Origin of the sequence: Nocardia gamkensis NBRC 108242, assembly GCF_001612985.1 — a bacterium.
GTDB lineage: Bacteria > Actinomycetota > Actinomycetes > Mycobacteriales > Mycobacteriaceae > Nocardia > Nocardia gamkensis.
Map to the genome: position 1 here is coordinate 1 of NZ_BDBM01000071.1, position 21,889 is coordinate 21,889.

Annotated in this window: 23 protein-coding genes and 1 pseudogene; 11 read left to right on the forward strand and 13 right to left on the reverse strand. The window is 69.1% G+C overall.

Annotated elements, in window-relative coordinates; all coding sequences use genetic code 11:
- From NG1_RS32370 to NG1_RS32380, 3 genes and pseudogenes are all read right to left on the reverse strand, one after another.
- Positions 1 to 256 (reverse strand): annotated as a pseudogene (locus NG1_RS32370) (hypothetical protein); the annotation flags it as partial.
- Positions 257 to 498: 242 nt separating this feature from the next.
- Positions 499 to 1,953, reverse strand: coding sequence for a sensor histidine kinase (locus NG1_RS32375; protein ID WP_040869865.1), 1,455 nt, complete (start codon positions 1,951 to 1,953; stop codon positions 499 to 501).
- Between the two features lie 10 nt (positions 1,954 to 1,963).
- Positions 1,964 to 2,650, reverse strand: coding sequence for a response regulator transcription factor (locus NG1_RS32380; RefSeq protein WP_062977293.1), 687 nt, complete (start codon positions 2,648 to 2,650; stop codon positions 1,964 to 1,966).
- A gap of 357 nt (positions 2,651 to 3,007) precedes the next feature.
- Here NG1_RS32380 and NG1_RS32385 point away from each other — a divergent pair, with 357 nt between their 5' ends.
- From NG1_RS32385 to NG1_RS32410, 6 genes are all read left to right on the forward strand, one after another.
- Positions 3,008 to 5,773, forward strand: coding sequence for a sensor histidine kinase (locus tag NG1_RS32385; RefSeq protein ID WP_062977295.1), 2,766 nt, complete (start codon positions 3,008 to 3,010; stop codon positions 5,771 to 5,773).
- Positions 5,770 to 6,180 carry a roadblock/LC7 domain-containing protein gene (locus NG1_RS32390; protein WP_039801134.1) on the forward strand — a complete coding sequence of 137 codons (411 nt, stop codon included), beginning with the start codon at positions 5,770 to 5,772 and terminating at the stop codon, positions 6,178 to 6,180. Before NG1_RS32385 ends, NG1_RS32390 begins: the two co-directional genes overlap by 4 nt.
- A gap of 7 nt (positions 6,181 to 6,187) precedes the next feature.
- Entirely contained in the window at positions 6,188 to 6,559 is a 372-nt protein-coding gene (locus NG1_RS32395; protein WP_040782732.1) for a DUF742 domain-containing protein, read from the forward strand.
- Positions 6,560 to 6,659: 100 nt separating this feature from the next.
- A complete protein-coding gene (locus NG1_RS32400) occupies positions 6,660 to 7,217 on the forward strand; it encodes a GTP-binding protein (protein WP_040870011.1) in 558 nt (185 codons plus the stop codon).
- Positions 7,210 to 8,010, forward strand: coding sequence for an MHYT domain-containing protein (locus NG1_RS32405; RefSeq protein WP_062977297.1), 801 nt, complete (start codon positions 7,210 to 7,212; stop codon positions 8,008 to 8,010). The genes NG1_RS32400 and NG1_RS32405 overlap by 8 nt, the downstream gene beginning before the upstream one ends.
- A gap of 158 nt (positions 8,011 to 8,168) precedes the next feature.
- Positions 8,169 to 9,218 carry a DUF1906 domain-containing protein gene (locus NG1_RS32410; RefSeq protein WP_168434061.1) on the forward strand — a complete coding sequence of 350 codons (1,050 nt, stop codon included), beginning with the start codon at positions 8,169 to 8,171 and terminating at the stop codon, positions 9,216 to 9,218.
- A 478-nt stretch (positions 9,219 to 9,696) separates the two neighbouring features.
- On the opposite strand, the gene rpmF is transcribed toward NG1_RS32410, so the two are convergent.
- The 3 genes from rpmF to mrf are packed head-to-tail and all read right to left on the reverse strand — an operon-like array spanning position 9,697 to position 11,469.
- Complete coding sequence (gene rpmF, locus NG1_RS32415) at positions 9,697 to 9,870, reverse strand: 50S ribosomal protein L32 (RefSeq protein ID WP_040869869.1); 174 nt, start codon at positions 9,868 to 9,870, stop codon at positions 9,697 to 9,699.
- A gap of 1 nt (position 9,871) precedes the next feature.
- Positions 9,872 to 10,132 carry a type B 50S ribosomal protein L31 gene (locus NG1_RS32420; protein ID WP_040869871.1) on the reverse strand — a complete coding sequence of 87 codons (261 nt, stop codon included), beginning with the start codon at positions 10,130 to 10,132 and terminating at the stop codon, positions 9,872 to 9,874.
- Positions 10,129 to 11,469, reverse strand: coding sequence for a ribosome hibernation factor-recruiting GTPase MRF (mrf, locus tag NG1_RS32425; protein ID WP_062977300.1), 1,341 nt, complete (start codon positions 11,467 to 11,469; stop codon positions 10,129 to 10,131). The genes NG1_RS32420 and mrf overlap by 4 nt, the downstream gene beginning before the upstream one ends.
- A 101-nt stretch (positions 11,470 to 11,570) precedes the next feature.
- Between mrf and rpmB the strand changes: the two genes are divergently transcribed.
- The 4 genes from rpmB to rpsR are packed head-to-tail and all read left to right on the forward strand — an operon-like array spanning position 11,571 to position 12,582.
- The gene (gene rpmB, locus NG1_RS32430; protein ID WP_039801141.1) at positions 11,571 to 11,807 is read left to right on the forward strand and encodes a 50S ribosomal protein L28; all 237 of its coding nucleotides are present in this window, start codon (positions 11,571 to 11,573) and stop codon (positions 11,805 to 11,807) included.
- Positions 11,808 to 11,817: 10 nt separating this feature from the next.
- Positions 11,818 to 11,988 (forward strand): 50S ribosomal protein L33, encoded by a 171-nt coding sequence (gene rpmG / locus NG1_RS32435; protein WP_019049259.1) that lies wholly within the window; start codon positions 11,818 to 11,820, stop codon positions 11,986 to 11,988.
- Position 11,989: 1 nt separating this feature from the next.
- Positions 11,990 to 12,295 (forward strand): 30S ribosomal protein S14, encoded by a 306-nt coding sequence (gene rpsN / locus NG1_RS32440; RefSeq protein ID WP_062977303.1) that lies wholly within the window; start codon positions 11,990 to 11,992, stop codon positions 12,293 to 12,295.
- A gap of 32 nt (positions 12,296 to 12,327) precedes the next feature.
- Positions 12,328 to 12,582 (forward strand): 30S ribosomal protein S18, encoded by a 255-nt coding sequence (gene rpsR, locus NG1_RS32445; RefSeq protein WP_011211513.1) that lies wholly within the window; start codon positions 12,328 to 12,330, stop codon positions 12,580 to 12,582.
- Between the two features lie 88 nt (positions 12,583 to 12,670).
- Here rpsR and NG1_RS32450 read toward each other — a convergent pair whose 3' ends face one another.
- Positions 12,671 to 13,255: a LysM peptidoglycan-binding domain-containing protein gene (locus NG1_RS32450; protein WP_062977305.1), complete on the reverse strand. Its 585-nt coding sequence runs from the start codon at positions 13,253 to 13,255 to the stop codon at positions 12,671 to 12,673.
- Positions 13,256 to 13,466: 211 nt separating this feature from the next.
- Here NG1_RS32450 and NG1_RS32455 point away from each other — a divergent pair, with 211 nt between their 5' ends.
- Positions 13,467 to 13,928 (forward strand): hypothetical protein, encoded by a 462-nt coding sequence (locus NG1_RS32455; protein ID WP_062977307.1) that lies wholly within the window; start codon positions 13,467 to 13,469, stop codon positions 13,926 to 13,928.
- 176 nt (positions 13,929 to 14,104) lie between these two features.
- Here NG1_RS32455 and purH read toward each other — a convergent pair whose 3' ends face one another.
- The 6 genes from purH to sucC form a co-directional block, all read right to left on the reverse strand.
- A complete protein-coding gene (gene purH / locus NG1_RS32460) occupies positions 14,105 to 15,676 on the reverse strand; it encodes a bifunctional phosphoribosylaminoimidazolecarboxamide formyltransferase/IMP cyclohydrolase (RefSeq protein WP_062977309.1) in 1,572 nt (523 codons plus the stop codon).
- Positions 15,673 to 16,329 carry a phosphoribosylglycinamide formyltransferase gene (purN, locus tag NG1_RS32465; RefSeq protein ID WP_062977312.1) on the reverse strand — a complete coding sequence of 219 codons (657 nt, stop codon included), beginning with the start codon at positions 16,327 to 16,329 and terminating at the stop codon, positions 15,673 to 15,675. The genes purH and purN overlap by 4 nt, the downstream gene beginning before the upstream one ends.
- A gap of 56 nt (positions 16,330 to 16,385) precedes the next feature.
- Positions 16,386 to 17,882 carry a cell division protein PerM gene (locus tag NG1_RS37240; RefSeq protein WP_062977315.1) on the reverse strand — a complete coding sequence of 499 codons (1,497 nt, stop codon included), beginning with the start codon at positions 17,880 to 17,882 and terminating at the stop codon, positions 16,386 to 16,388.
- Between the two features lie 90 nt (positions 17,883 to 17,972).
- On the reverse strand, positions 17,973 to 19,046 hold the full coding sequence (locus tag NG1_RS32475) for a DUF5336 domain-containing protein (protein WP_062977317.1): 1,074 nt from the start codon (positions 19,044 to 19,046) through the stop codon (positions 17,973 to 17,975).
- A 438-nt stretch (positions 19,047 to 19,484) separates the two neighbouring features.
- Positions 19,485 to 20,399: a succinate--CoA ligase subunit alpha gene (gene sucD / locus NG1_RS32480; RefSeq protein WP_062977319.1), complete on the reverse strand. Its 915-nt coding sequence runs from the start codon at positions 20,397 to 20,399 to the stop codon at positions 19,485 to 19,487.
- A 25-nt stretch (positions 20,400 to 20,424) separates the two neighbouring features.
- Positions 20,425 to 21,591, reverse strand: coding sequence for an ADP-forming succinate--CoA ligase subunit beta (gene sucC / locus NG1_RS32485; protein ID WP_062977321.1), 1,167 nt, complete (start codon positions 21,589 to 21,591; stop codon positions 20,425 to 20,427).
- Between the last annotated feature and the right edge of the window lie 298 nt (positions 21,592 to 21,889).

Sequence of the window (21,889 nt, forward strand, 5' to 3'; positions counted from 1 at the left end):
CCGCGCGGAACGGGCGCCGCGGCGGGGCGGGCGGGGCGCCATAGGCCGGGCCGTGCGGTCGAGTGGGATCATTCGGCGGACCGAAGGACGCCGGATATCCCTGGAACGGCGCGGCCGGATGGTGCTGCGGCGGGTACTGCGCGGTGGGATGCGGCGTTTCCTGCGGACCGTAACCGGCGGCATGCGCGTCCCCCGGCCCGAACGGGCCCGCGGCCTGCGGGCCCGGCTCCCGGCGATCCTTCGAATCCTCGGTCATGGACTCCTCGTTTCTCCTCGCGTCCCGACCAGATTGGCCACGGCGACTGAGAGCGGACTGAGACCGCGCTTTCAGTTTTCCGAGAGCTGTGCAGCCGGTACTGCGATAGAACCACTGACTACTTCATGTCTCAAATCCTGCGGCAAACCAATCGGAGCAATCGAAATACCCGGCCGACGATGAATATTTCGCACAGCACTCGACATTCTGTCGGAAATAGACTTCCGTCGCCCGGTATTGCGTCAATCGGACACCGGCGCGCCCGGCTCGCCGGGCAACACGATGCGGACAACGGCGCCGCCGCGTTGCGAGGTATCGATCGCGATGGTGCCGCCGTGTTTTGTCACCACCTGCTTGACGATCGCCAGACCGAGGCCGGAGCCCGGCATCGATCGCGACGACATGACGCGATAGAAACGCTCGAACACCAGCTCGCGTTCCGCCGCCGGAATACCGGGACCCGCGTCATCGATGGACAGCTCGAGCAGGCCCGGGCCGCTCTCCCGCATGAGGATGCGGACCTGCGCGCCGGCCGGGCTCCACTTGGCCGCGTTGTCCAGCACGTTCAGCACCGCGCGCTCCAAGCCCGCCTCGTGCCCGTAGACGAACCACGGGCGCAGATCGGCGACGAACTCGATGCCGGTGCGGCGGCGGCGGGCGCGTTCGAGTGCGCGTTCCACCACCTCGCCCAGATCCACGCGCTCGTAGACGGTTTCCGGCGCGTCCTCGCGCGCCAGATCCACCAGATCGCCCACCAGGGTCGACAACTCCTCGATCTGGGCCATCACGTCGGCGCGCAGTCCGGCCATGTCCTCGTCCGGGATTCGGGGAGCGCCGGGACGGCTCGAAGCGATGAGCAACTCCATGTTGGTCCGCAGCGACGTCAGCGGCGTACGCAGTTCGTGTCCGGCGTCGGCGACCAGCCTGCGCTGCCGATCGCGCGACTCGGTCAGCGCGCGCAGCATGGTGTTGAAACTTTCTGTGAGCCTTGCCAGTTCGTCGTCACCGGTGACCGGGATCGGAGTCAGGTCGTCGGTGCGGGCGACTCGCTCGGTGGCCGCCGTCAGCCGCGCGATGGGCCGCAGACCCGTCCGCCCGACCGCCGTGCCCGCAGCGGCCGCCAGCACGACGCCGCAGCCGCCGACCACGAACAGCAGCCACGCGAGCCGGTCGAGCACCTCCCTGGTGCGGTCCAGCCGCTGGGAGATGACCAGCGTCGCACCCGAGTTGGTGTAGACCGCCAGCACGCGCTGGTTGCCGTCGGTGCGCAACGACGAACTGCGCTCGCCGCGCGCCACGGCCAGCTCCTGGTTCCCGACCGGCGGATCGGTGGATTGCGGGGGAAGCCAGCGCCGGAGGTCGGGATAGATCAGCGCGATGCCGGTGTCGTCGTAGAAGGCCGCGGCGACCATCAGATTCAGGTTGTTGAACCCGTACGGATTGCTGGCGATCACGGCCGTGGAACGGCTGCGCAGCTGGGCGTCCACGTCGGCGTACAACGCGCGCGCCACCAGCGCGTAGGCCGCGATCGAGGTGACCGCCACCGCGATCGCCACGACCGAGGCGGCCAGCAGCGTCACCCGCCAGCGCAGCGAGACCGACCGCGTCAGCGGCATGGGCGGCCGCATGTCCGCGGGCTCGGGCGGCCGCTGGCCGAGTGCGGCGACGGCGGGGCGTCTGGGTGTGGTGCGTGCCATATCCCTGGACCTACGGTGGCGTTTCACGCAGCACATAGCCCACGCCGCGCACCGTGTGAATCAGCCGCGGCTCGCCTTCGGCCTCGGTTTTGCGGCGCAGATAACCGATGTAGACCTCGAGCGCGTTTCCCGAGGTTGGGAAATCGTAGCCCCAGACTTCCTCGAGAATGCGGCTACGGGTCAGCACCCGGCGCGGGTTCGCCATCAACATTTCCAGCAGTGAGAACTCGGTGCGGGTGAGACTGATCGGCCGGGCGCCTCGGGACACCTCGCGAGTCACCGGATCCAGCGACAGATCAGCGAACTTCATTTCCTCCGATGCCTCACCCGGGCCCGCGGTCGTCCGCCGCAGCAGCGCGCGCAGCCTGGCCAGCAGTTCTTCCAGTGCGAAAGGCTTCGGCAAATAGTCGTCCGCCCCGGCATCCAGGCCTGCGACCCGCTCCGATACCGAATCTCGCGCGGTGAGAACCAGAATCGGCAAATCATCGCCGGTGCTGCGCAGACGGCGGCAGACCTCGAGTCCGTCGAGCCGGGGCATCATCACGTCCAGGACGAGCGCGTCGGGTCGCTGGACGGTTGCCTTCTCCAGCGCGTCCACACCGTCCACCGCGAGATCGACGGAGTAGCCGTTGAACGTCAGCGACCGGCGCAGCGATTCCCGGACCGCCCGATCGTCGTCGACCACTAGAATGCGCATGCCCCCAGTTTGACCGCACCGACTGAGAGGTAACTGAGAGGGCGCTCTCGACACGCCGTGGCGCACACCCGCCAGAACCCCCGGCGCGTCGCCCGCGTCAACCCCGGGTGACCAGGCTCTTCCAGGGCCCCGCCGAGAAGTTGACGCGTCCCTTACGCATTCCACCGCGAAACACGTTCTCTATAGCCATATTCGGTAAATTGAAGACCGACTCCCCCGGATTGCCGATGACCCCTCTGCACGGTATGTTCCGTGCGGTAAAAAAGAAGACCTCTAGTTGGTTCTTTGCGGGTTGAATCAATACCGAACAGCCACGCGCGCCCGAGGTCACTGGTGAAGCGGAGGCGACGGAAGCGGATGGAAGCTGCACCGCGGTCCTGGCAATTCAGCCTGTCGAACTGGTCGGTCACCCGCAAGGTTGGCGTGGTGCTGGTGCTTCCGGTGCTGCTGGCCACCGTCTTCGCCGTGCTCCGAATCAACAACGAACTGCGTACCATGGCGCAGTTGGACGCGGCGACCGAACAAGCGATCATCATCCGGCCGATCGTCAAGTTCGGTTCGGCCACCGAGCAACTCGGCGTCACCGCGACCGCCACCTGGGGCAATACCGCGGACCCGCAGACCGACGCGGCGCTGACGAAGTTCGACCAGGCCCTGGCCGAACTGGAAGGCGCCTTGCAGACCACCAAGGTCAGCGGCCGGGTCACCTCCGAACTCGCCTCGGCCATCGCCACCGGCACCACGATGCGCAACAGCCTGCGCAACGGCTCGCCCGCCATGGTCGGCGAGCAGTCCGACGAGATCATGGTCCGCATCGGCAACGCGCTCGCGCTGTCGCCGTCGGTGGACGACCTGGTCATCCAGCGGTACTTCCTCCAGCTGGCGTCGGTGCAGACCGCCCGGCGGGTGCTCACCCAGCAGCGCATGCTGATCGGCTCGCCGGACGCGGGCCGCAACCCGAGCGTGCGGCCGCGCGTGCTGGTCGCGGCGGGCGCCGAGATCACGATGATCTACCAGTACGCGCAGATCCTGCCGGACTACGCGGGCAATATGCGCCCGCTGCTGGACGCGGTGCAGACCCGTCTGGGCACGTTCAGCCAGAACGTCGCCGATCCGGCGTCCAACCCGGCCGTCATCGACTCGCTGCTGGTCAGCTCGGATACCTACGAGAAGACCACCGCGCAGCTGATCGACACCATCGACGCCGCGCTGGCCGCCCGCACCACCGAAGCGCAGACCGGTGCGCTGCGCGAGACGACGATCGTCATCGGCATGCTGCTCGCGGGCCTGGCGCTGGCCCTCTCGGTGGCGCGCACCCTGGTCGTCCCGGTCCGCCGCCTGCGGCGGGACGCGCTCGAAGTGGCGCACATCAAGCTGCCCGACGAGCTGGCCGTGGTGCGCGCGGGCGGCACCACTCCCGAGATCACCCCGGTCGCGGTGCACACCACCGATGAGATCGGCCAGCTGGCCCGCGCCGTGGACGAGATCCACGAACAGGCGCTCAACCTCGCCGCCGACCAGGCCCGCTTGCGCCTGCAGATCGGGAACATGTTCGAAACCCTGTCCCGCCGCAGCCAATCGCTGGTCGAGCAACAGCTGGCGCTGATCGAGGACCTCGAGCACGACGAGGACGACACCGACCGGCTGCAGAGCCTCTTCCGCCTCGACCACCTGGCCACCCGCATGCGCCGCAACGGCGACAACCTGCTGGTGCTCGCCGGTACCGCGCTGCGCCGCGGCCAGCTGCACCCGGTGCCGCTGTCGGACATGCTGTGGAGCGCGGTCTCCCAGGTCGAGGACTACCAGCGCGTCGAGATCGGCGCGGTGCCCGACGGCATCGTGGCGGGCGAGCCCGCCGTCGACATCGAGCACCTGCTCGCCGAGTTGATCGACAACGCGCTGCGCTACTCGCCGCCGACCACGCCGGTCACGGTGATGGTTTCGCGCGCGGTGGACGGCGGCTACCTGATCGAGATCACCGACCGCGGCCTCGGCATGTCGCTGGAGGACTTGCAGACGACCAACGATCGGCTCGCCTCCGGTGGCGAGGTGACGGTCGAGACCGCGCGCCGCATGGGCCTGTTCGTCGTCGGCCGGCTGGCCAAGCGCCACACCATCACGGTCAGCCTGCGGCGCACGTCCACAATGGCGCAGCAGCCGGGCATCACCGCCAGCGTGCACCTGCCCGGCGCGCTGGTCGCGCCGCCGATGGACGTCACCGACCCGGCGGGCAAGCCGCTCGACCTGACCGCCGAGCATCACCTGCCCCCGCACGTCACGCAGCCCACCGGTGCGCACCCGCGCAACCTGGTTCCGGTGCCGAGCCTGCCGCAGCGCGACACCGCGCGTTTCGGCGTGACGAGTTCCGGCTTGCCGCAGCGTCGTCCGGCCATCCGCGTGGCCGACGCCCCCGACCAGCCCACGGTCTCCACGCCGGTCGGCCGGGCGGTCAACCCGGCGGATCAGCCGCCCACCCAGCCGTGGCCGGTGCTCACGCCGCGCACCGACGACCGCACCCCGACCGGTCCGTTCGCCCCGGTGACGCCCACCACCGGTGAACACGCCGTCGAACGGGAGCAGAAGCCGGCGCGCACCGATCTGTGGGCCGAGGTGAAGGACGACGAGCCGGCGACCGGCCCCACGCCGACCGTGCCGAGCCAAGCGCCCGCGCCGCAGACCACCGCGCGATCCGGTCTTCCGATCCGGAAGCCTGCCGCACCCGTCGACCAGCCGCAGGAGGTGGCACCGGAACCCGCGACGGTGACCTCCTCCCGGCTCCAGCCGGTCGCCGGAGCGTCCCCGACCCCGATCTATCAGCGCATGGTCTCGGAATGGCTGGTCGAGCCCTCGACTTCGCAATCGCCGGAAAGCTCGTGGTCCTCGCCTGGTGACGCGGGCTGGCTGGCCGCCGAGGATGCGAGTCATCCGACCACCACCGCGCGCACCGTCGGCGGGCTGCCGATCCGCAGGCCGGGCGCCCAGCTGGTGCCGGGCGGCCTGGCGCCGGTGGAGGACGCGGGCCCGCGTGATCCGGAAGAAATTCGCAACAACCTGACCAGGCATCTCAGTGGGGTCCGCAGCGGGCGGGCCAATGCGCAGTACAACGACGGAGGGCTTGCATGACCAACGCGAACAACAGCACCACAGACGAGAATCTGAACTGGCTGGTCGCCCGCTTCACCCGCGATGTGCCCGGCGTGTCCCATGCGGTGCTGGTATCGGCGGACGGCTTGTTGCAGGCCACCAGTCCGCATCTGCCCAGCGATCGCGCCGAACAGCTCTCCGCAGTCACCGCCGGGCTCGCCAGCCTCTCCATGGGCGCGGCCTCGCTGTTCGACGGCGGCAAGGTGATGCAGTCGATCGTGGAGATGCAGCGCGGCTACCTGCTGGTGATGAGCGTCGGCAACGGCTCGCATCTGGCCGTGCTGGCGAACAAGTCGCATGACATCGGCCGCATCGGCTACGAGATGGCGCTGCTCGTCGATCGGGTGGGTTCGGTGGTCACCGCGACCGCGCGCACCGCTGTCTGAGCGTGAGATGTCCAACCCATACGGCCCTGGACCACGCCCGACAACGCGCGTCCGGCCCTACGCCCTGACCTCGGGGCGTACCGAACCCGCGATCGACCTGCCATTGGAGGCGGTCATCGAAACCTTGTCGTACACTGCACATCTCGACTGGCCGACCGGCGATATCCGCACCGAGATACTCCGGCTCGGCACGCACCGCCTGTCGGTCGCGGAGATCGCGGCACATCTGGACCGGCCGCTCGGCATGGTCCGGGTGGTGATCGGCGACCTCGTCGTCGATGGCACCATGCGCGTGCATTCGACCCTGACCGAAGAGGCGAGCTATGACGAGCGCCGTTCCCTGATGGAGAGGACATTGCGTGGACTCCGCGCCCTATAGGAATCTGGGGCCCAGTGGACATCCCGGGCCAAATGCGAATCTCGGACCGGGAAACGCCCCCGGACCGGACGGCTTCGAGAATCGGGTCGCTTCGACGAAGATCGTCGTCGCGGGCGGCTTCGGCGCGGGCAAGACCACCTTCGTCGGCGCGGTGTCGGAGATCGTTCCGCTGCGCACCGAGGCGATGGTGACCCGATACTCCGACGGCATCGACGATCTCGCCGAGACGCCGGAGAAGGAGACAACCACCGTCGCCATGGACTTCGGCCGGATCATCCTGCCGGGCAACCTGGTGCTCTACCTGTTCGGGACGCCGGGGCAGCGGCGGTTCTGGTTCATGTGGGACGACCTGATCCGTGGCGCGATCGGCGCGGTGGTGCTGATCGACACCCGGCGGCTGGAGGACAGCTTCGCCGCTGTCGACTTCTTCGAGGCACGCAAGCTGCCGTTCCTGATCGCGGTCAACCGCTTCCCGGACGCGCCGCGCTTCCCCATCGCGGAGCTGCGCGAGGCGCTGTCGGTGCGCGAGGGCGTGCCGATCGTGGACATCGACGCGCGCAACGCGATGGAGGTGCGTCAGGCGCTCGCCGCGGTCACCGAGTACGCGATCGCTCAGCTGAAAGCCAGCGAGCTGGAAGGGACCGCCCGCCATGCGTGAGGTCGCGGTGCTGGCCGCAGGCGGGGCGTCCGTCGACCAGTTCGCCCTCGGCTACTGGATGATCGCGCTCTCGCTGGGCATCTCGGTGCTCGGCGCGGTGGTCGGTTTCGCCTGCATCGTGCACGGCGCGCGCTCGGTCCAGTTCCGGCTCGTGTGGCTGGTCTCGGCGGCGATCTCGCTCGGCGGCGTCGGGGCGTGGCTGGCCACCTCGGTGGCCATGCTCGGCCTCAAAGTGCCCGGCAGCGCGATGCGGTACGACCCGGGCAGGCTGATCTCCGCCCTGGTGGTGTCCATCGCGGCCGTCTTCGCGGCGCTGCTGATCATCGGGCGCACGCCTCGGCTGACGCTGCTGCTGCCCGGCGGTGTGGTGCTCGGCCTCGGCATCGGTGTCACGCACTACCTCGGCATCGGCTCACTCGAGATCCAGGGATCGGTCGGCGTGACGACCTGGCTGGCCGCCGTCTCCGCCGTGATCGGGGTGATCACCGCGACCGCGACGCTATGGTTGTTCCAGACCATGCGCTTCCCGCTGGCCCGCGCCGCGACCGTGCTGCTGTTCGGCGTCGGCGTGTCCGCCACGTACTACACGGCGCTGGCCGCGCTGCATTTCGACGTGGACCGGACGGCGAAGGTGCCCGGCGGCGTCGAGCTGTTCGACTTCGTGTTCCCCATGTTCGTCATCGGCTTGCTGGCGTTGACCGTGCCGATCTCCGCGGTGCTGATCGCGCCGGATCGCCGTGAACTGGCCGGCCCGCCGAAGGTGCGGCGGCCGAAGCTGCAGCCCGTCCGCTGACCCGCGGTCGCCGACAACGGCGAATCACACGGCCCACGGTTCGGATTCACGGCGCGGAACGGGGCTGTTCGTCCGTTTCGCGCTGACCGATCCCCGCGGGCGGTGCGGATTCGGCGATGCCCCGGATTCACCCGCCCGGCCCACTTACAGTGGAGGCCATGCGTTTCGGTCTCGACTACGCCGCGGGACGTCCGGGGGGCGCGGCGATTCGGGCGGCGGGGTACGACTTCGTGGTGCGGTATCTGTCCGAGGGTGGACCGAGCTTGCCCGGAAAGCTGCTCACCCCGGCCGAGGCGAACGATCTGCGGGCGCACGGAATCTCGATCGTCTCGAACTGGGAGACCACGGCCGCGCGGATGCTGGACGGCTACGGTGCGGGCATCGTGGACGCGCGCGCGGCCCTCGCCCAGGTACTGCGCTGCGGCGGCCGGGTGGACCGGCCGATCTATTTCTCGGCGGATTTCGACGCTTCACAGCAGGATCAGCTACGCGTCAACGCCTATCTGGACGGTGCGGCGACCGTGCTCGGCCGCGCGAACGTCGGTATCTACGGCGGGTACTGGGCGGTCAGCCGCGCACTGGACGCGGGGTACGCGACGTGGGCATGGCAGACCGACGCCTGGTCCGGCACGAACGTGGAGACCAGACGCGCGATCCATCAGACGCTGCGCCAGGTGACGGTCGGCGGCGTGCTTTGTGACGTGAACGAGGCCGAGACGACCGATTTCGGCCAGTGGGATTTCGTGGGACGGGAGGATCCGGACGTGACGCCGGAACAAGAGGAAGTGCTGCGCGACATCCAGATCCAGCTGCGCGGACCCGGCTTGTCGGGCTGGCCGCAACTGGGCGCCGACGCGGACGGCCGGAATCGGACGCTGGTGGACGGATTGGCCGCGGCACTGGCGCGAATCGCCGCATTGGAGCGCGAATCCGCCGAATTGCGAACGCAAGTCGGCGAATTGCGCACCGAGATCAGCGAACTGGAGGCGACGACCGCCGAACTGACCGACCAGGTGGAACGTTGGAACGGGCGGCACTGGCCGTGGCCGCTGTCGCTGATCGAGGGTCCCGCGGCGCTGGTCGGCGAGCAGCTCGCGCGCTTGGAGGCCCTGTTGCCGGACCTGCCCGGGCTGCCTGGACACGACGGTGGCGTCCGGCGCGTGCCGGGCGGTGACGACGGACCGGCGGCGTTGACCTCGAAAAACTGAGTCTCACACCGGCGCGGCGATCGAAGCCGCGTAGCCCGGTGGACGAGAGCGACTCGGGAGAGCGGAAACCGGCGAACAGCCCCGGAATTGGCGATGGACGGGTTCTCTTGGAAACCAAGAGAACCCGCCCTCGACGACGAGGGTACCGGTATCGGGCTGTGAGCGCACCATTTTCGGTGAACTTTTCCTCCGCCGAAAACCGACCATTGGTCCGGGATTCACCGCCTGGCTATCCGATCGCAATCGCTTCCCGCGCAATAGTGCGACGTGATGCGGGACACATAGTTTGCTGAACATTAGCCTACACGCCTGATGGCTGGCCCAAAATTCTCCTCCGACGGCATCGACGTGGCCGTTTCCGGACGGTTGACCAGCGTCCTGCCCATCCGGAGCCACGTCGGCATCGGCCGAGCAATCGCCCGTCGAGACCAGGCGCTCGCGCGGCGAAGGGCTGCACGACGCTTTCGGCGCGTACCGCTCAGAGCTTCTCGACGTCGATCAGGCCGCGCCGTACGGCCGCGACCAACCGGCGCGGCACCTTGTGCACGACGCCCGCGACGGTCACCGGCACCAGATCCACCGGCGCGGCCTTCCAATTCGACCGGCGGCTGCGAGTGTTCGACCGCGACATCCTCCGCTTCGGTACCGCCATCTCAGGATTCCTTCCGTGCGCGCTTGCCGTATTTGCGTTCGAACTTCTCCACCCGGCCCTGAGTGTCCAGCACGCGGTGCGCACCGGTCCAGAACGGGTGCGAGTCGGCGGTGACGTCCACCGTCAGCAGTGGATAGGTGTTGCCGTCCGCCCACTCCACGGTGCGCGTGCCGGTGGCAGTGGACCGGGTGAGAAATCGCTTGCCGGTGTTCACGTCCTCGAAGACCACCAAGTGGTAGTCCGGGTGGATCCCTTTCTTCATTTCGCCTCTCCTCTCGGGCTTTTCGCGTCCTCTACGGGTTGTCCCGGTTGGTCGCCGTTCGCGCACGGGTCGGCGTGCCATTCCCCGAACGGGTCCTCCCACTGGGCGACTCGCTCCGGCGCCCGCTCGACCAGCCTCAGTTCGTCGTCCTCCACCAGCGCCCAGTGCAGCGCTTCGCGGATCTCCGCCGGATCGGCGTCGTGCACGAGGATCGACAGCGAGACGTCCCGGTCCCCGAATCGCTCGTCCCAGCGCAGGGCGGCCATCGCGCGGCGCTCCGGATCGGCTTCGGCCAGTTCCTCTTCCGGCAGCGCGGCCAGCCAGCGCCCGGCACCGCCCACCCGCAGGCCGCCACCAGCGGATTCGAGCCACACCACCTCGTCGGGCTGGGTGGCCAGCCAGACGCGCCCGCGCGCGGTGACCACGCCCTCGAGCAACACGTCGAGAGCCTGGTGCAAGCGGGCGGGATGGAAGGGCCGCGCAGCGGCGAACTCCACGAGTTCGACGCCGTAGTCACCGGTCAAGGGCGGTCGGCCACGCAGCAGCGGCGCGTGCGCGTCGAAGATCCTGCCGCGGCGCGAATCGGCGGGGACGCGCGTGAGCAGCGTTTCGGCCAGCGCGGGGGTGATGGAGTCCGGCTCGTCCACCCAGGCGATCGGCGCGCCGGGGACCAACCGGGCCAGGACGGCGGCGAGTTTGCCGCGGTCGACCGCCATGTCCGCGAGCAGCGCTTCGGGCGTGACGGCGCCCAAGGCGATGACGGCATCGGCGAAATCGACCTGCCCGACCGCGACCTGCGCCACCGTGCGGTCGTCGTCGGCGGCGGCGAGGCCGCGTTCGGCGAGCGTCTCGTCCCCGGTCGCGTCGGGAAGCCAGGCGCCCGCGTCCAAGCAGGTGACAACCGCGTCCACCCGTACGTCGCGCCCGGCCGGGCCGTCGACGCGGCCGTGCACGCCGGCGACCACGACATGCTCGATGGCCTGGCACACCGCTTCCGCCTCGAACGCCGGGTCCAGCGCCAGCACGATGCGCTCCACCGATTCACGCTGGGAGAGAGTGCGCAACAGCGGAAGCAGATCCATCCGCAGCGTGCACGAGACGCAGCCGTGCGCGAGTTCGAGCACCGCCGAGGTCTCCCGCGTCGCGGTGCGCACCGTGCGGTGCACGATGCCTTCCCGCAGCTGCGTCAGATCGTGGCGGACCACGATGGTGCCCGGAGCCATGCCCAGCACCGCGGCCGCGCGATCGACGCCCGTCGCGGCGAGTCCCGCGAAACCGGCGAGCACCACCACGGGCGTTCTGCGGTCGGACTCGGGTGGGGAATCTGCCGCCGCCACCGGAACTCCTTTCAGTAACGATTTTCATTTGCTGTAGGGCAACGGTACATTGCTGGACAGCCGTTGTCGAAAATGATTGTCATCTACTGGAGGGAGTCCGGATGTCGGCCCACTGCCAGGTCACCGGGCGCAAGCCCGGCTTCGGTAAGTCCGTGTCGCACTCGCACAAGCGGACCAGCCGCCGCTGGAACCCGAACGTCCAGCGCAAGACCTACTACCTGCCCAGCGAAGGCCGGCGCGTCACGCTGACCGTCTCCGCCAAGGGCATCAAGACCATCGACCGGGACGGGATCGAGGCCGTGGTGGCCCGGCTCCGGGCCCGCGGCGACAAGATCTGAGGAGCGACCCATGGCGTCGAAATCGACCGACATCCGCCCGATCGTCAAGCTGAAGTCCACGGCGGGCACCGGGTACACCTACGTGACCCGCAAGAATCGCCGCAACGACCCGGACCGCCTGGTACTGCGCAAGTACGACCCGGTGGTGCGCAAGCACGTCGACTTCCGCGAGGAGCGCTGAGATGGCCAAGAAGTCGAAGATCGCGCGCGATCAGCAGCGCAGGACGATCGTGGCGCGCTACGCGGCACGCCGCGCCGAGCTGAAGGATCTCATCCGGAAGCCGGATACGCCGGAGTCCGAACGCGCGGCGGCCCGGGCAGAACTGCGCAAGCAGCCGCGCGATGCCAGTCCGGTACGATTGCGCAATCGGGACGCCGCCGACGGACGACCGCGCGGTCATCTCCGGAAGTTCGGACTCTCCCGTGTGCGTGTGCGCGAGATGGCCCACCGGGGCGAATTGCCCGGTGTGCGCAAATCGAGCTGGTAGACAACCACTGATCTCGAGAAGGAACTCGTCATATGGCAGTCAAGCGAGCACCGTCGAAGAAGGTCCGCGCCGAACAGGCCCGCCGTCCGAAGAAGAACCCGCTCATCGCCGCCGGCATCGAGACGGTCGACTACAAAGACGTGAACCTGCTGCGTACGTTCATCTCCGATCGCGGCAAGATCCGCAGCCGCCGGGTCACCGGGCTCACCCCGCAGCAGCAGCGCCAGGTCGCTGTCGCGGTGAAGAACGCCCGTGAGATGGCCCTGCTGCCGTTCACCAGCCGGTAGGCCGACCGCGCGAGACGAGCGAAGCGGAAAGACCCCCGATGCGTGCGCACCGGGGGTCTTTGTCATCGCGGTGACCGGACCGGCCGGATCACGGGATGGTCAGCACCTGGCCGGGGTTGATCGCGTCCGGGTTCGGGATGCCGCTGGCGTCCGCGATCTCCTGGTAGCGGTTTCCGTCGCCGTAGAAACGCTCGGCGATCGCCCACAGGGTGTCGCCCGGCTCGACGGTGTAGGTGCGCGGCTCGGGAGCCGGAGGCGGAGGCGGCACCTCCTCGGCGGCCGGAGCCGCGACCTGTTCGGGCTCCGGCGCCTGCTCCGGTTCCGGGGCGGGCAGCGGAGTGTCGGTGTGGGTGCCGGAAGCCCACAGCGCGCCGCCGTCGGCGCCGTACAGCACGACGTTGCGATCGGCCTGCACGACGAGCCGATCGGCCGCCCGGCCGTTGGTCTCGGTCGCCCACGCGGCGCCGTCGCTCTTGTAGAGCACGAAGTTGCCGTCCTCCTGGAGCACGGCCCGCTCGACGCCCTGATCATGAGTTTGGGTGGCCCACACCACATTTCCGCCCGGCTCGGACAGCACTAGATTGCCGTCGTCCTGCAAAGTGAGGGTGTAGGCCCCGCCCTGGAGCGATTGCCCCCGCCCGAGTTCTTCGCCTACGCGCAGCGTGTCGACCACGATACTTCCTTTCCAGAAAAAGCTGGTAGAGCATCCGACATGGACGCGCGCCACCACGTCCCGGCGCGCATCCCCGCAGAACTTACTGCCCCCGAACGGTTTTCGGAGCTGTTACGCGCAGGGTTCGCGGAACGTTCACTGTGGGGTTCGTCCCAGTGCGAACGCACCCGCGGTGCGCTACGCGACGCGACGCCGGGACTAGGGTGGCGGTATGGATCGGATCCAGGCCGGACGCGCCGCCACAGCTGTCGCCGTAGTACTCGCCTGCCTCGCCGCCGGGGGCTGCGGCGGCTCCGGCGACGCGGGGGCACCGCAGAGCACGAGCGCCACGTCGAGCGCCGCGCCGCAGACGCCGATCGAGGATCCACGCGGGAACCAGGGCAACGAGTTCACCGCCGATCCGGCCGTCGTCGGCGCGCACCCGATCCCCTTCCGATCGTGGACTCGCTTGGCGGACAACAAGATAGCGGTGAACTTCGAAACCGGGTCGCCGGAGTGCTATGGCGTGGACGCCACGGTCACCGAGACCGCGTCGACGGTCACCGTCGAACTGCGCTCGGGCAGCCGCGCCGAGGCGGTCGGCCGGATGTGCACGATGATCGCGGTCTTCGGCACCCTGGAGGTGCCGCTGAAAGAACCGCTCGGCAACCGCACCGTGCTCAGCGCGGCCTAGGACGACGTGCGGCACGGCCGGGGACTCCGCGCCGCACGGATTCGCCTCCGCCTTCCCACCCGGGAGGCCAGGTAGCTACCGGCTTGCGCCGATGTTCCACGGCCGCGTCATCTCCGGTGGAACCAAAACGCCGCGTCGGACCTTCGATCCGACGCGGCGTTCCAGGACTACCGATCTCAGTGGGCGAAGTGGCGGGCCCCGGTGAGATAGAGGGTGACGCCGGCCTCGCGAGCGAGGTCGATGGTCTCCTGGTCGCGCACCGAACCACCGGGCTGCACGATGGCGCGGACACCGGCCTGGATGAGGGTCTGCGGACCGTCCGGGAACGGGAAGTAGGCGTCGGAGGCCGCCACCGAGCCCTTGGCGCGGTCCCCGGCCCGCTGGACCGCGAGGCCGACCGCATCCACGCGGTTGACCTGGCCCATCCCGACACCCACCGAAGCACCCTCGTGCGCAAGCAGGATCGCGTTGGACTTCACGGCCCGGCAAGCGCGCCAGGCGAACGCCAGATCGGCGAGCGTTTCGGCGTCGGCGGGCTCGCCCGCGGCCAGGGTCCAATCGGCCGGGTCGTCGCCCGGCGCGTCCAGCACGTCGCGCTGTTGCAGCAGGACGCCGCCGCTGATCGGGCGCAGCTCGGCGCCCGCGCGCCGCGGCGGCTCGGCGACGAGGATGCGCACGTTCTTCTTGCGCTGCAACACTTCCACCGCGCCGTCTGCGTAGGACGGCGCGACGATGACCTCGGTGAAGATCTCGGCGACCTGCTCGGCCATCTCCACGGTGACCTCACGGTTGGTGGCGATCACGCCGCCGAACGCGCTGACCGGGTCGCAGGCGTGCGCCTTGCGGTGCGCCTCGGCGATGTCGGCGCCGAGGGCGATGCCGCACGGGTTGGCGTGCTTGATGATCGCGACGGCCGGGGCCTCGTGGTCATGGGCGGCGCGCCAGGCCGCGTCGGCGTCGACGTAGTTGTTGTACGACATCTCCTTGCCGTGCAACTGCCGCGCCTGCGCCAGTCCGAGGCTGCCGTCGCCGTTGGTGTACAGGGCGGCGGACTGATGCGGGTTCTCGCCGTAGCGCAGCACCGCCGACCGCGCCCAGGTGCCGCCGAGCCATTCGGGGAACCGGATCGCCGTGTCCTCGGCCGCGTCGCCCGTGGCCAGCACGTTGGTCATCCAGCTCGCGACCGCCACGTCATAACTCGCGGTGTGCTGGAACGCCTTGGCCGCCAGGGCCGTGCGCTCGGCCAGCGTGAAACCGCCGGACTTCACCGCGGCCAGCACGTCGTCGTAGTCGCCGCTGTCGACGACCACCGCCACCGAGGGATGGTTCTTGGCCGCGGCGCGCACCATGGACGGCCCGCCGATATCGATCTGCTCCACGCACTCGTCCGGGGTCGCCCCGCTCGCCACGGTCTGGGTGAACGGGTAGAGGTTGACCACCACCAGCTGGAACGCCTCGACGCCGAGCTCGACGAGCTGGTCGACGTGCTCCTGCTTGCGCGAGTCCGCCAGGATGCCCGCGTGCACCCGCGGGTGCAGGGTCTTGACCCGGCCGTCCAGGGTCTCCGGGAACCCGGTCAGGTCCTCGACCTTGGTCACCGGGATGCCCGCGTCCGCGATCTTGCCCGCGGTGGAACCGGTCGAGACCAGCTCGATGCCCGCGGCGTGCAGACCGGTCGCGAGCTCCACGAGACCCGTCTTGTCGTAGACGCTCACCAGCGCCCTGCTGATCGGCTTGCGTTCACTCACCGGAGAACTCGCTCATCTGGGATAACTGCCTTTCGTCCGTCGGAGACAATGCCTCGCGTCGCGACGGCGGCGACGACCTCCGCCAGCAACCGTCGCTCGACAACCTTGATGCGCTCGTGCAGGGCGGCCTCGTCGTCACCCGGCAGCACCGGCACCGCCTCCTGCGCGAGAATCGGCCCGGTGTCCACGCCCTCGTCGACCAGATGCACGGTGCAGCCGGTGACCCGCGCGCCGTAGGCGAGCGCGTCACGCACGCCGTGCGCGCCGGGGAAGGCGGGCAGCAGGGCGGGATGGGTATTGATGATCCGGCCGCCGAACCGGTCCAGGAAGGCGGGACCGAGCAGCTTCATGAAACCCGCCGATACCACCAGATCCGGCCCGTGCGCGGCGACGCTCTCGGTGAGCTCCACATCCCACGCGGCGCGGTCCGGAAAGTCCTTCAGCGCCACCCGGAAATGCGGTATGCCCACGGCGTCGGCGTGGGTGGTGGCGGCGCACAGCCGGTCGACGCCGACCGCGACGACCTTCGCCGGGTAGCCGGGTACGGCCGTGGCGTCCAGCAGGGCACGCAGCAGTGAGCCGGTGCCCGACGCCAGCACGACGACGGTGGCCGGCGTCGCTGCCGGCTTCCACGAGGCATGCGGGGACGTCAGCGCTCTACTCCCTGATCGATCGGATGGCGGATGGATGCGGCACCGCCGGTTAGAGCCTAACGACCGTCCACCCGGTCACTGTCCGGCAGGTCCGCCTCGACCACTTCGGCGTCGACGATGTCCGATGTGGCGTGGTGGTGGTATCGGCCGCCGGACTCGATCGCGGGCGGATCGTCGACGAGTTCGGCGTCCAGCGGGGCTTCCAGCTCAGGCCGTTCATAGTCGTCGTAGTAGTCGTCGTCCTCGTAGTAGTCGCCGTCGTCCGCTTCGTAATAGGCGTCGTCGTCGGCGTCGTCCTCGTCGAGGTAGTCGTCGTACGGATCGGTGTAGTCGCCCGGTGGAACGCCCACCGGCACGAGGAACCATCGCGCGAACGCCAGGCCCGCGTAGCCGGGAACGGCCAGCCAGGCGAACGTGATCAAGGGGAACACCGGCAGGTCCAGCCCGACCCGGCCGACCGCGCCGAGTTCGCCGCCCGCCACCGCGCCGGCCAGCGTGAGCGCGAGCGCGGCGAGCCCGGCGGAGGTGAGCGTGGCCCACGGCGCGGTGATCCGGTCGGTGGAGGTGCGCGCGAGATCGAGCCCGCCGAGCACGCCGACCGCGGCGGGAACCACCAGCAACACCGGCCACCATCCCGCCGCCGGACCGGTCGGCACGGCGGCCAGCAGTGGGAAGGCCGGGATGGGGCCGCCGACGACGGAGAACACCCCGAAGGACGCGGCGCCGATCTGCGCGCTGGAACCGACCAGCACACCGACGGTCTGGATGGCCAGGTTCGGCACATACGCCAGCGAGAGCAGCGTCAGGCCGAGGACGCCTCCGAAGTTGCCCGCCGACTGATACATCTCACCCAGCCGGGAAATGTGCGCGAGGAACGAGATCACCACGACCGCCGTCGCGCAGCCCAGCAGTCGCAGGACCGAACGCCCCGCGCCGTAGAGACCGGATACCGCCCAATCGGGCAGGCGCAGCAGCGCGAACAGCTGTCGCCGGAGGCGGACGGCGATACCGATGGCGGCGGCGAGCAGATACAGCGCCGCGACCCAGGCGAAGGCGGCGAGGGTATTCGGCGGTTGCAGTGCGATGACACCGGAAGCGTCTTCGGTGACCGCGAGGCAGACGGAGGTGACCAGCAATGGACCGCCCACCGCTGCGCCCACGATCCATCCGAGATCCGCCCTGGTGGACTGCGGTTCCACGGCGTGCGCGCATTCCCGTGCGGCCAGCCAGACCAGCAGCGCGGTCGGCAACAGCGGAAGCAGTCCGAGCGAGGTCTTGCCGATCACCAGCGGAACCTGGTGCACGCCCAGCCAGGAGGCGGCGATCGCGCCGGAGGTGCCGTCCAGATCGCTGCCGGAGGCCAGCAGCGTGACGAAGACGAGGACGACGAGGGTGGTCAGCCCGAAGGCCGAGGGGCGGCCCGCGACCGCGATGAGCACCCTGGACCGCTCGGGGGTGAGGGACAGAAACCCGTCTTCGTCCGCGTCCGGGGGCGGCTGCGACGCACGCGACCCGCCGATCCGGCGGGTCGAGGAGTTTCTGGAGGAGCTCATGGCAATTCAGCGTGGCATCCTCCCCGGCGCGAGCGGGTCAGGCGCGCCGCAGGCACGCGACCGCCGCGCCGGGGGGGCGCCGCTGAGTTCCTACTTGTTGTTGTTGTCGTCCGACGAGGGACGGAACGCCTGGGTGGCATCCGAGGACGGATCGCCACTCTGCTCGCCGCCGAACGGCTTGTTCTGCTGGCTCGGCTGCGCCTGCTGCTGGCCGTAGCCGGGCGTACCGTAGGGCGCCTGCTGACCGGTCTGCTGCTGGCCGCCGAAGTGCTGGGTGACGCTCTCGTCCGGGCGCGGCTGCGCGCCGTACGGCGAACCCGGCTGCTGGGACGCGCCATAGGCCGTGGTCTGCTGGCTCTGCCCGTAGGGCGACTGCGGCTGGCCGTACGACTGACCCTGCTGCGCCTGACCGTACCCCGCCTGACTCTGCTGCTGCCCGTAGGGCGAGGGCTGCCCCGCCTGGGACGGGAACTGCGGCGGCGCGGCCTGAGCGCCGTAGCCCGCCTGACCGTACGGGCTGGCTCCGTAACCGGGCTGGCCCTGGCCGTAGGACTGCTGACCCTGTCCGTACGACGGCTGCTGCTGGCCGTAGCCGCCCTGGGCGAAACCGCTCGGCGCGGTGGCCGGGCGCGGCGCGGGGGCCTTGAGGATGCCCGCGTCGAACAGCGCCGCGGCGATCGACACCGCCGCCTGCGCGAAGGCCAGCACGAGCAGGACGTACGCACCCGCCTTCAGCTCGCTGCCCTCACCGAAGTTGAACGACTGGAACAGCAGCGCGATGAAGCCCGCGGTCGAAGCCGCCGCGGCCGCGCCGATCCAGTTCTGCTTCGGCAGCAGCGAGAGCGCGGCGAGCAGGCCGCCCAGCAACAGCAGACCCAGCAGCGGCGTGCCGGACGCCACCTCGAAGAAGTTGGCCGTTTCCGGTGCGCTGACCCTGCGGCCGCCGATATCGATGGGCTTGCTGCCGAGGAACGGCAGGAAGCCGAGCAGGAAGTTGATCACGCCGAGCGCGGCTACGCCGACCACCAGGAAGAACGGCAGACCTTTGGCATCGGAACCGGTAGCGCTCGAACCTGAAGTGGCACCACCCGTCGCCGGGCTCTGACTGGATGGCGCTGAGGGCTGGGGTGTGTTGTACCCGGAGCCCCCGGTCGGGTAGGACATGTCGTCGTCTCCTCAATCGAGTCGTACATGGTCTTCACGGCTGGATTACTTCTGACGCTACTGCACTGTCTCGCCCCGGTCACCCCGCCGCGACGGCCGGAATGGGCGAGTCCGCCCGTATCCCGGCAGGTCGCGGCACATGTCCGGCGCGAAGCACCTAGCGAGACCACCTACCGCTCCTTGAAACTGTTGCCCGCGATGGCGCTTTTCACACCACGGGGGTTCTCAATAGCGGGGAATTTCCGGTGACAGGTCGATGAACCATCCATCCGGCTGCCTCGTGTGAACAGACAAGGGGACGACGGAACCCCCGCACATCGAACAGTTCCGCGCGTGGCGGGTCCGGATGCTCGGCTACTGCCCAAGCCAGAGCCCGCCGCCACACATGACGAAGGCCGCCCCCCGAATTCGGAGGCGGCCTTCGTGCGCGGGGGGAGATCAGGCGGTGATGCTGGCCTTCTCCAGGATCTCGCGAGCCAGCGCGGCGGTCTCGGACGGCGTCTTGCCGACCTTCACGCCCGCGGCCTCCAGCGCGTCCTTCTTCGCCTGGGCGGTGCCCGACGAGCCGGACACGATGGCGCCCGCGTGGCCCATCGTCTTGCCCTCGGGGGCGGTGAAGCCCGCCACGTAGCCGACGACCGGCTTGGTGACGTTGGCCTTGATGTAGGCCGCGGCCCGCTCCTCGGCGTCGCCGCCGATCTCGCCGATCATCACGATCAGCTTGGTCTCCGGGTCCTTCTCGAACGCCTCGATGGCGTCGATGTGGGTGGTGCCGATGACCGGGTCGCCGCCGATGCCGATGGAGGTCGAGAAGCCGAAGTCGCGCAGCTCGTACATCATCTGGTAGGTCAGGGTGCCGGACTTGGAGACCAGGCCGATCGGGCCCTTGCCGGTGATGTTGGCGGGGGTGATGCCGACCAGCGACTCGCCGGGGGTGATGATGCCGGGGCAGTTCGGGCCGATGATCCGGGTCTTGGCGCCCTTCTCCACGTTGTAGGCCCACGCGTAGGCGGTGTCCTGCACCGGGATGCCCTCGGTGATGACCACCAGCAGCGGGATCTCCGCGTCGATGGCCTCGATGATGGCGTCCTTGGCGAACTTCGGCGGCACGAACGCGATGGACACGTCGGCGCCGGTCTCCTTGATGGCCTCGGCGACGGTGCCGAAAACCGGCAGCTCGACCGCGTTGCCGCCGGAGTCGGTGTGCGCGACGGTGGTGCCCGCCTTGCGCGCGTTCACACCGCCGACGATCTGGGTGCCCGCCTTCAGCATCAGCGCGGTGTGCTTGGTGCCCTCGCCGCCGGTGATGCCCTGGACGATGACCTTGGAATCCTTGTTCAGGAAGATAGACATTCTTTTCGTCCTTACTCGGCCGTCGTTATCGGGCGGCTGCCAGTTCGGCGGCCTTGTCGGCGCCTTCGTCCATTGTCTGCGCCAGCGTCACCAGCGGGTGCGCGGCATCGACGAGGATCTGGCGACCCTCGTCCACCCGGTTGCCGTCGAGGCGGACCACCAGCGGCTTGTTCGCGTTGTCGCCCAGGATCTCCAGCGCCTTCACGATGCCGTTGGCGACCGCGTCACACGCGGTGATGCCGCCGAACACGTTGACGAACACGCTCTTGACCTGCTCGTCGTTCAGGATGACGTCGAGACCGGCGGCCATCACCTCGGCCGAGGCGCCACCGCCGATGTCCAGGAAGTTGGCCGGCTTCACGCCGCCGTGGCCCTCGCCCGCGTAGGCGACGACGTCGAGGGTCGACATGACCAGACCCGCGCCGTTGCCGATGATGCCGACCTCACCGTCGAGCTTGACGTAGTTGAGGTCGTTCTCCTTGGCCTTGAGCTCGAGCGGGTCGGTCGCGTCCCGGTCGGCGAACGCCTCGTGCTCCGGGTGGCGGAATCCGGCGTTCTCGTCGAGGGTGACCTTGCCGTCCAGCGCGAGGATCTCGTCCTGCGGGGTGCGCACCAGCGGGTTGACCTCCACCAGGGTGGCGTCCTCGGCGACGAACACCTCCCACAGCTTCTGGATGGTCACGGCCGCGGCGTCCAGCACGTCGGCGGGCAGGTGGCCCTGCTCGGCGATCGAACGCGCGAACGCCAGGTCGACGCCCTTGACCGCGTCGACGGGAACCTTCGCCAGCCGCTCCGGCTTGGTGGCGGCGACCTCTTCGATCTCCATGCCGCCCTCGACCGAGCACATGGCCAGGTAGGTCCGGTTGGCGCGGTCCAGCAGGAAGGAGATGTAGTACTCCTCCGCGATGTCCTTGGCCTCGGCCACCAGGATCTTCTTGGTGATGTGGCCCTTGATGTCCAGGCCGATGATGTTCTGCGCGTGCGTCAGCGCGTCATCCGGGGTGGCGGCGTACTTCACGCCACCGGCCTTGCCGCGGCCACCGGCCTTCACCTGGGCCTTGATCATCACCGGCTTGCCGATTTCCGCCGCGATGGCGCGGGCGTCCTCGGCCGTGTCCGTGACGCGGCCCTCGGACGAAGGCACTCCGTGCTTAACGAAGAGCTCCTTCGCCTGATATTCGAAGAGATCCATGTACTCACCGTCTCGTCTGCGTTGTGATGACAACGTCTTTGTTGGCGGCCCGACGTCGGAAGCGGGTCGGGTCGGACTCTAATCAGTCACATGGAGGGCCAATCGGCCACGTTCATCCTAAGTGGCGCAGGTCACGGAGTGGTGCCAAGGGCGGCAAAACCGCTGGCCAACGCTACTCGCGAGTAGGTTGCTGGCACCGCGCCAGGTAGAGCGGGCGAACCCGGGAGCGAACCACGATCTACTACGAATCGTCGTTGAACGACCTCTCCGGAGTGCCCATACAGCAGTGAGATATTCC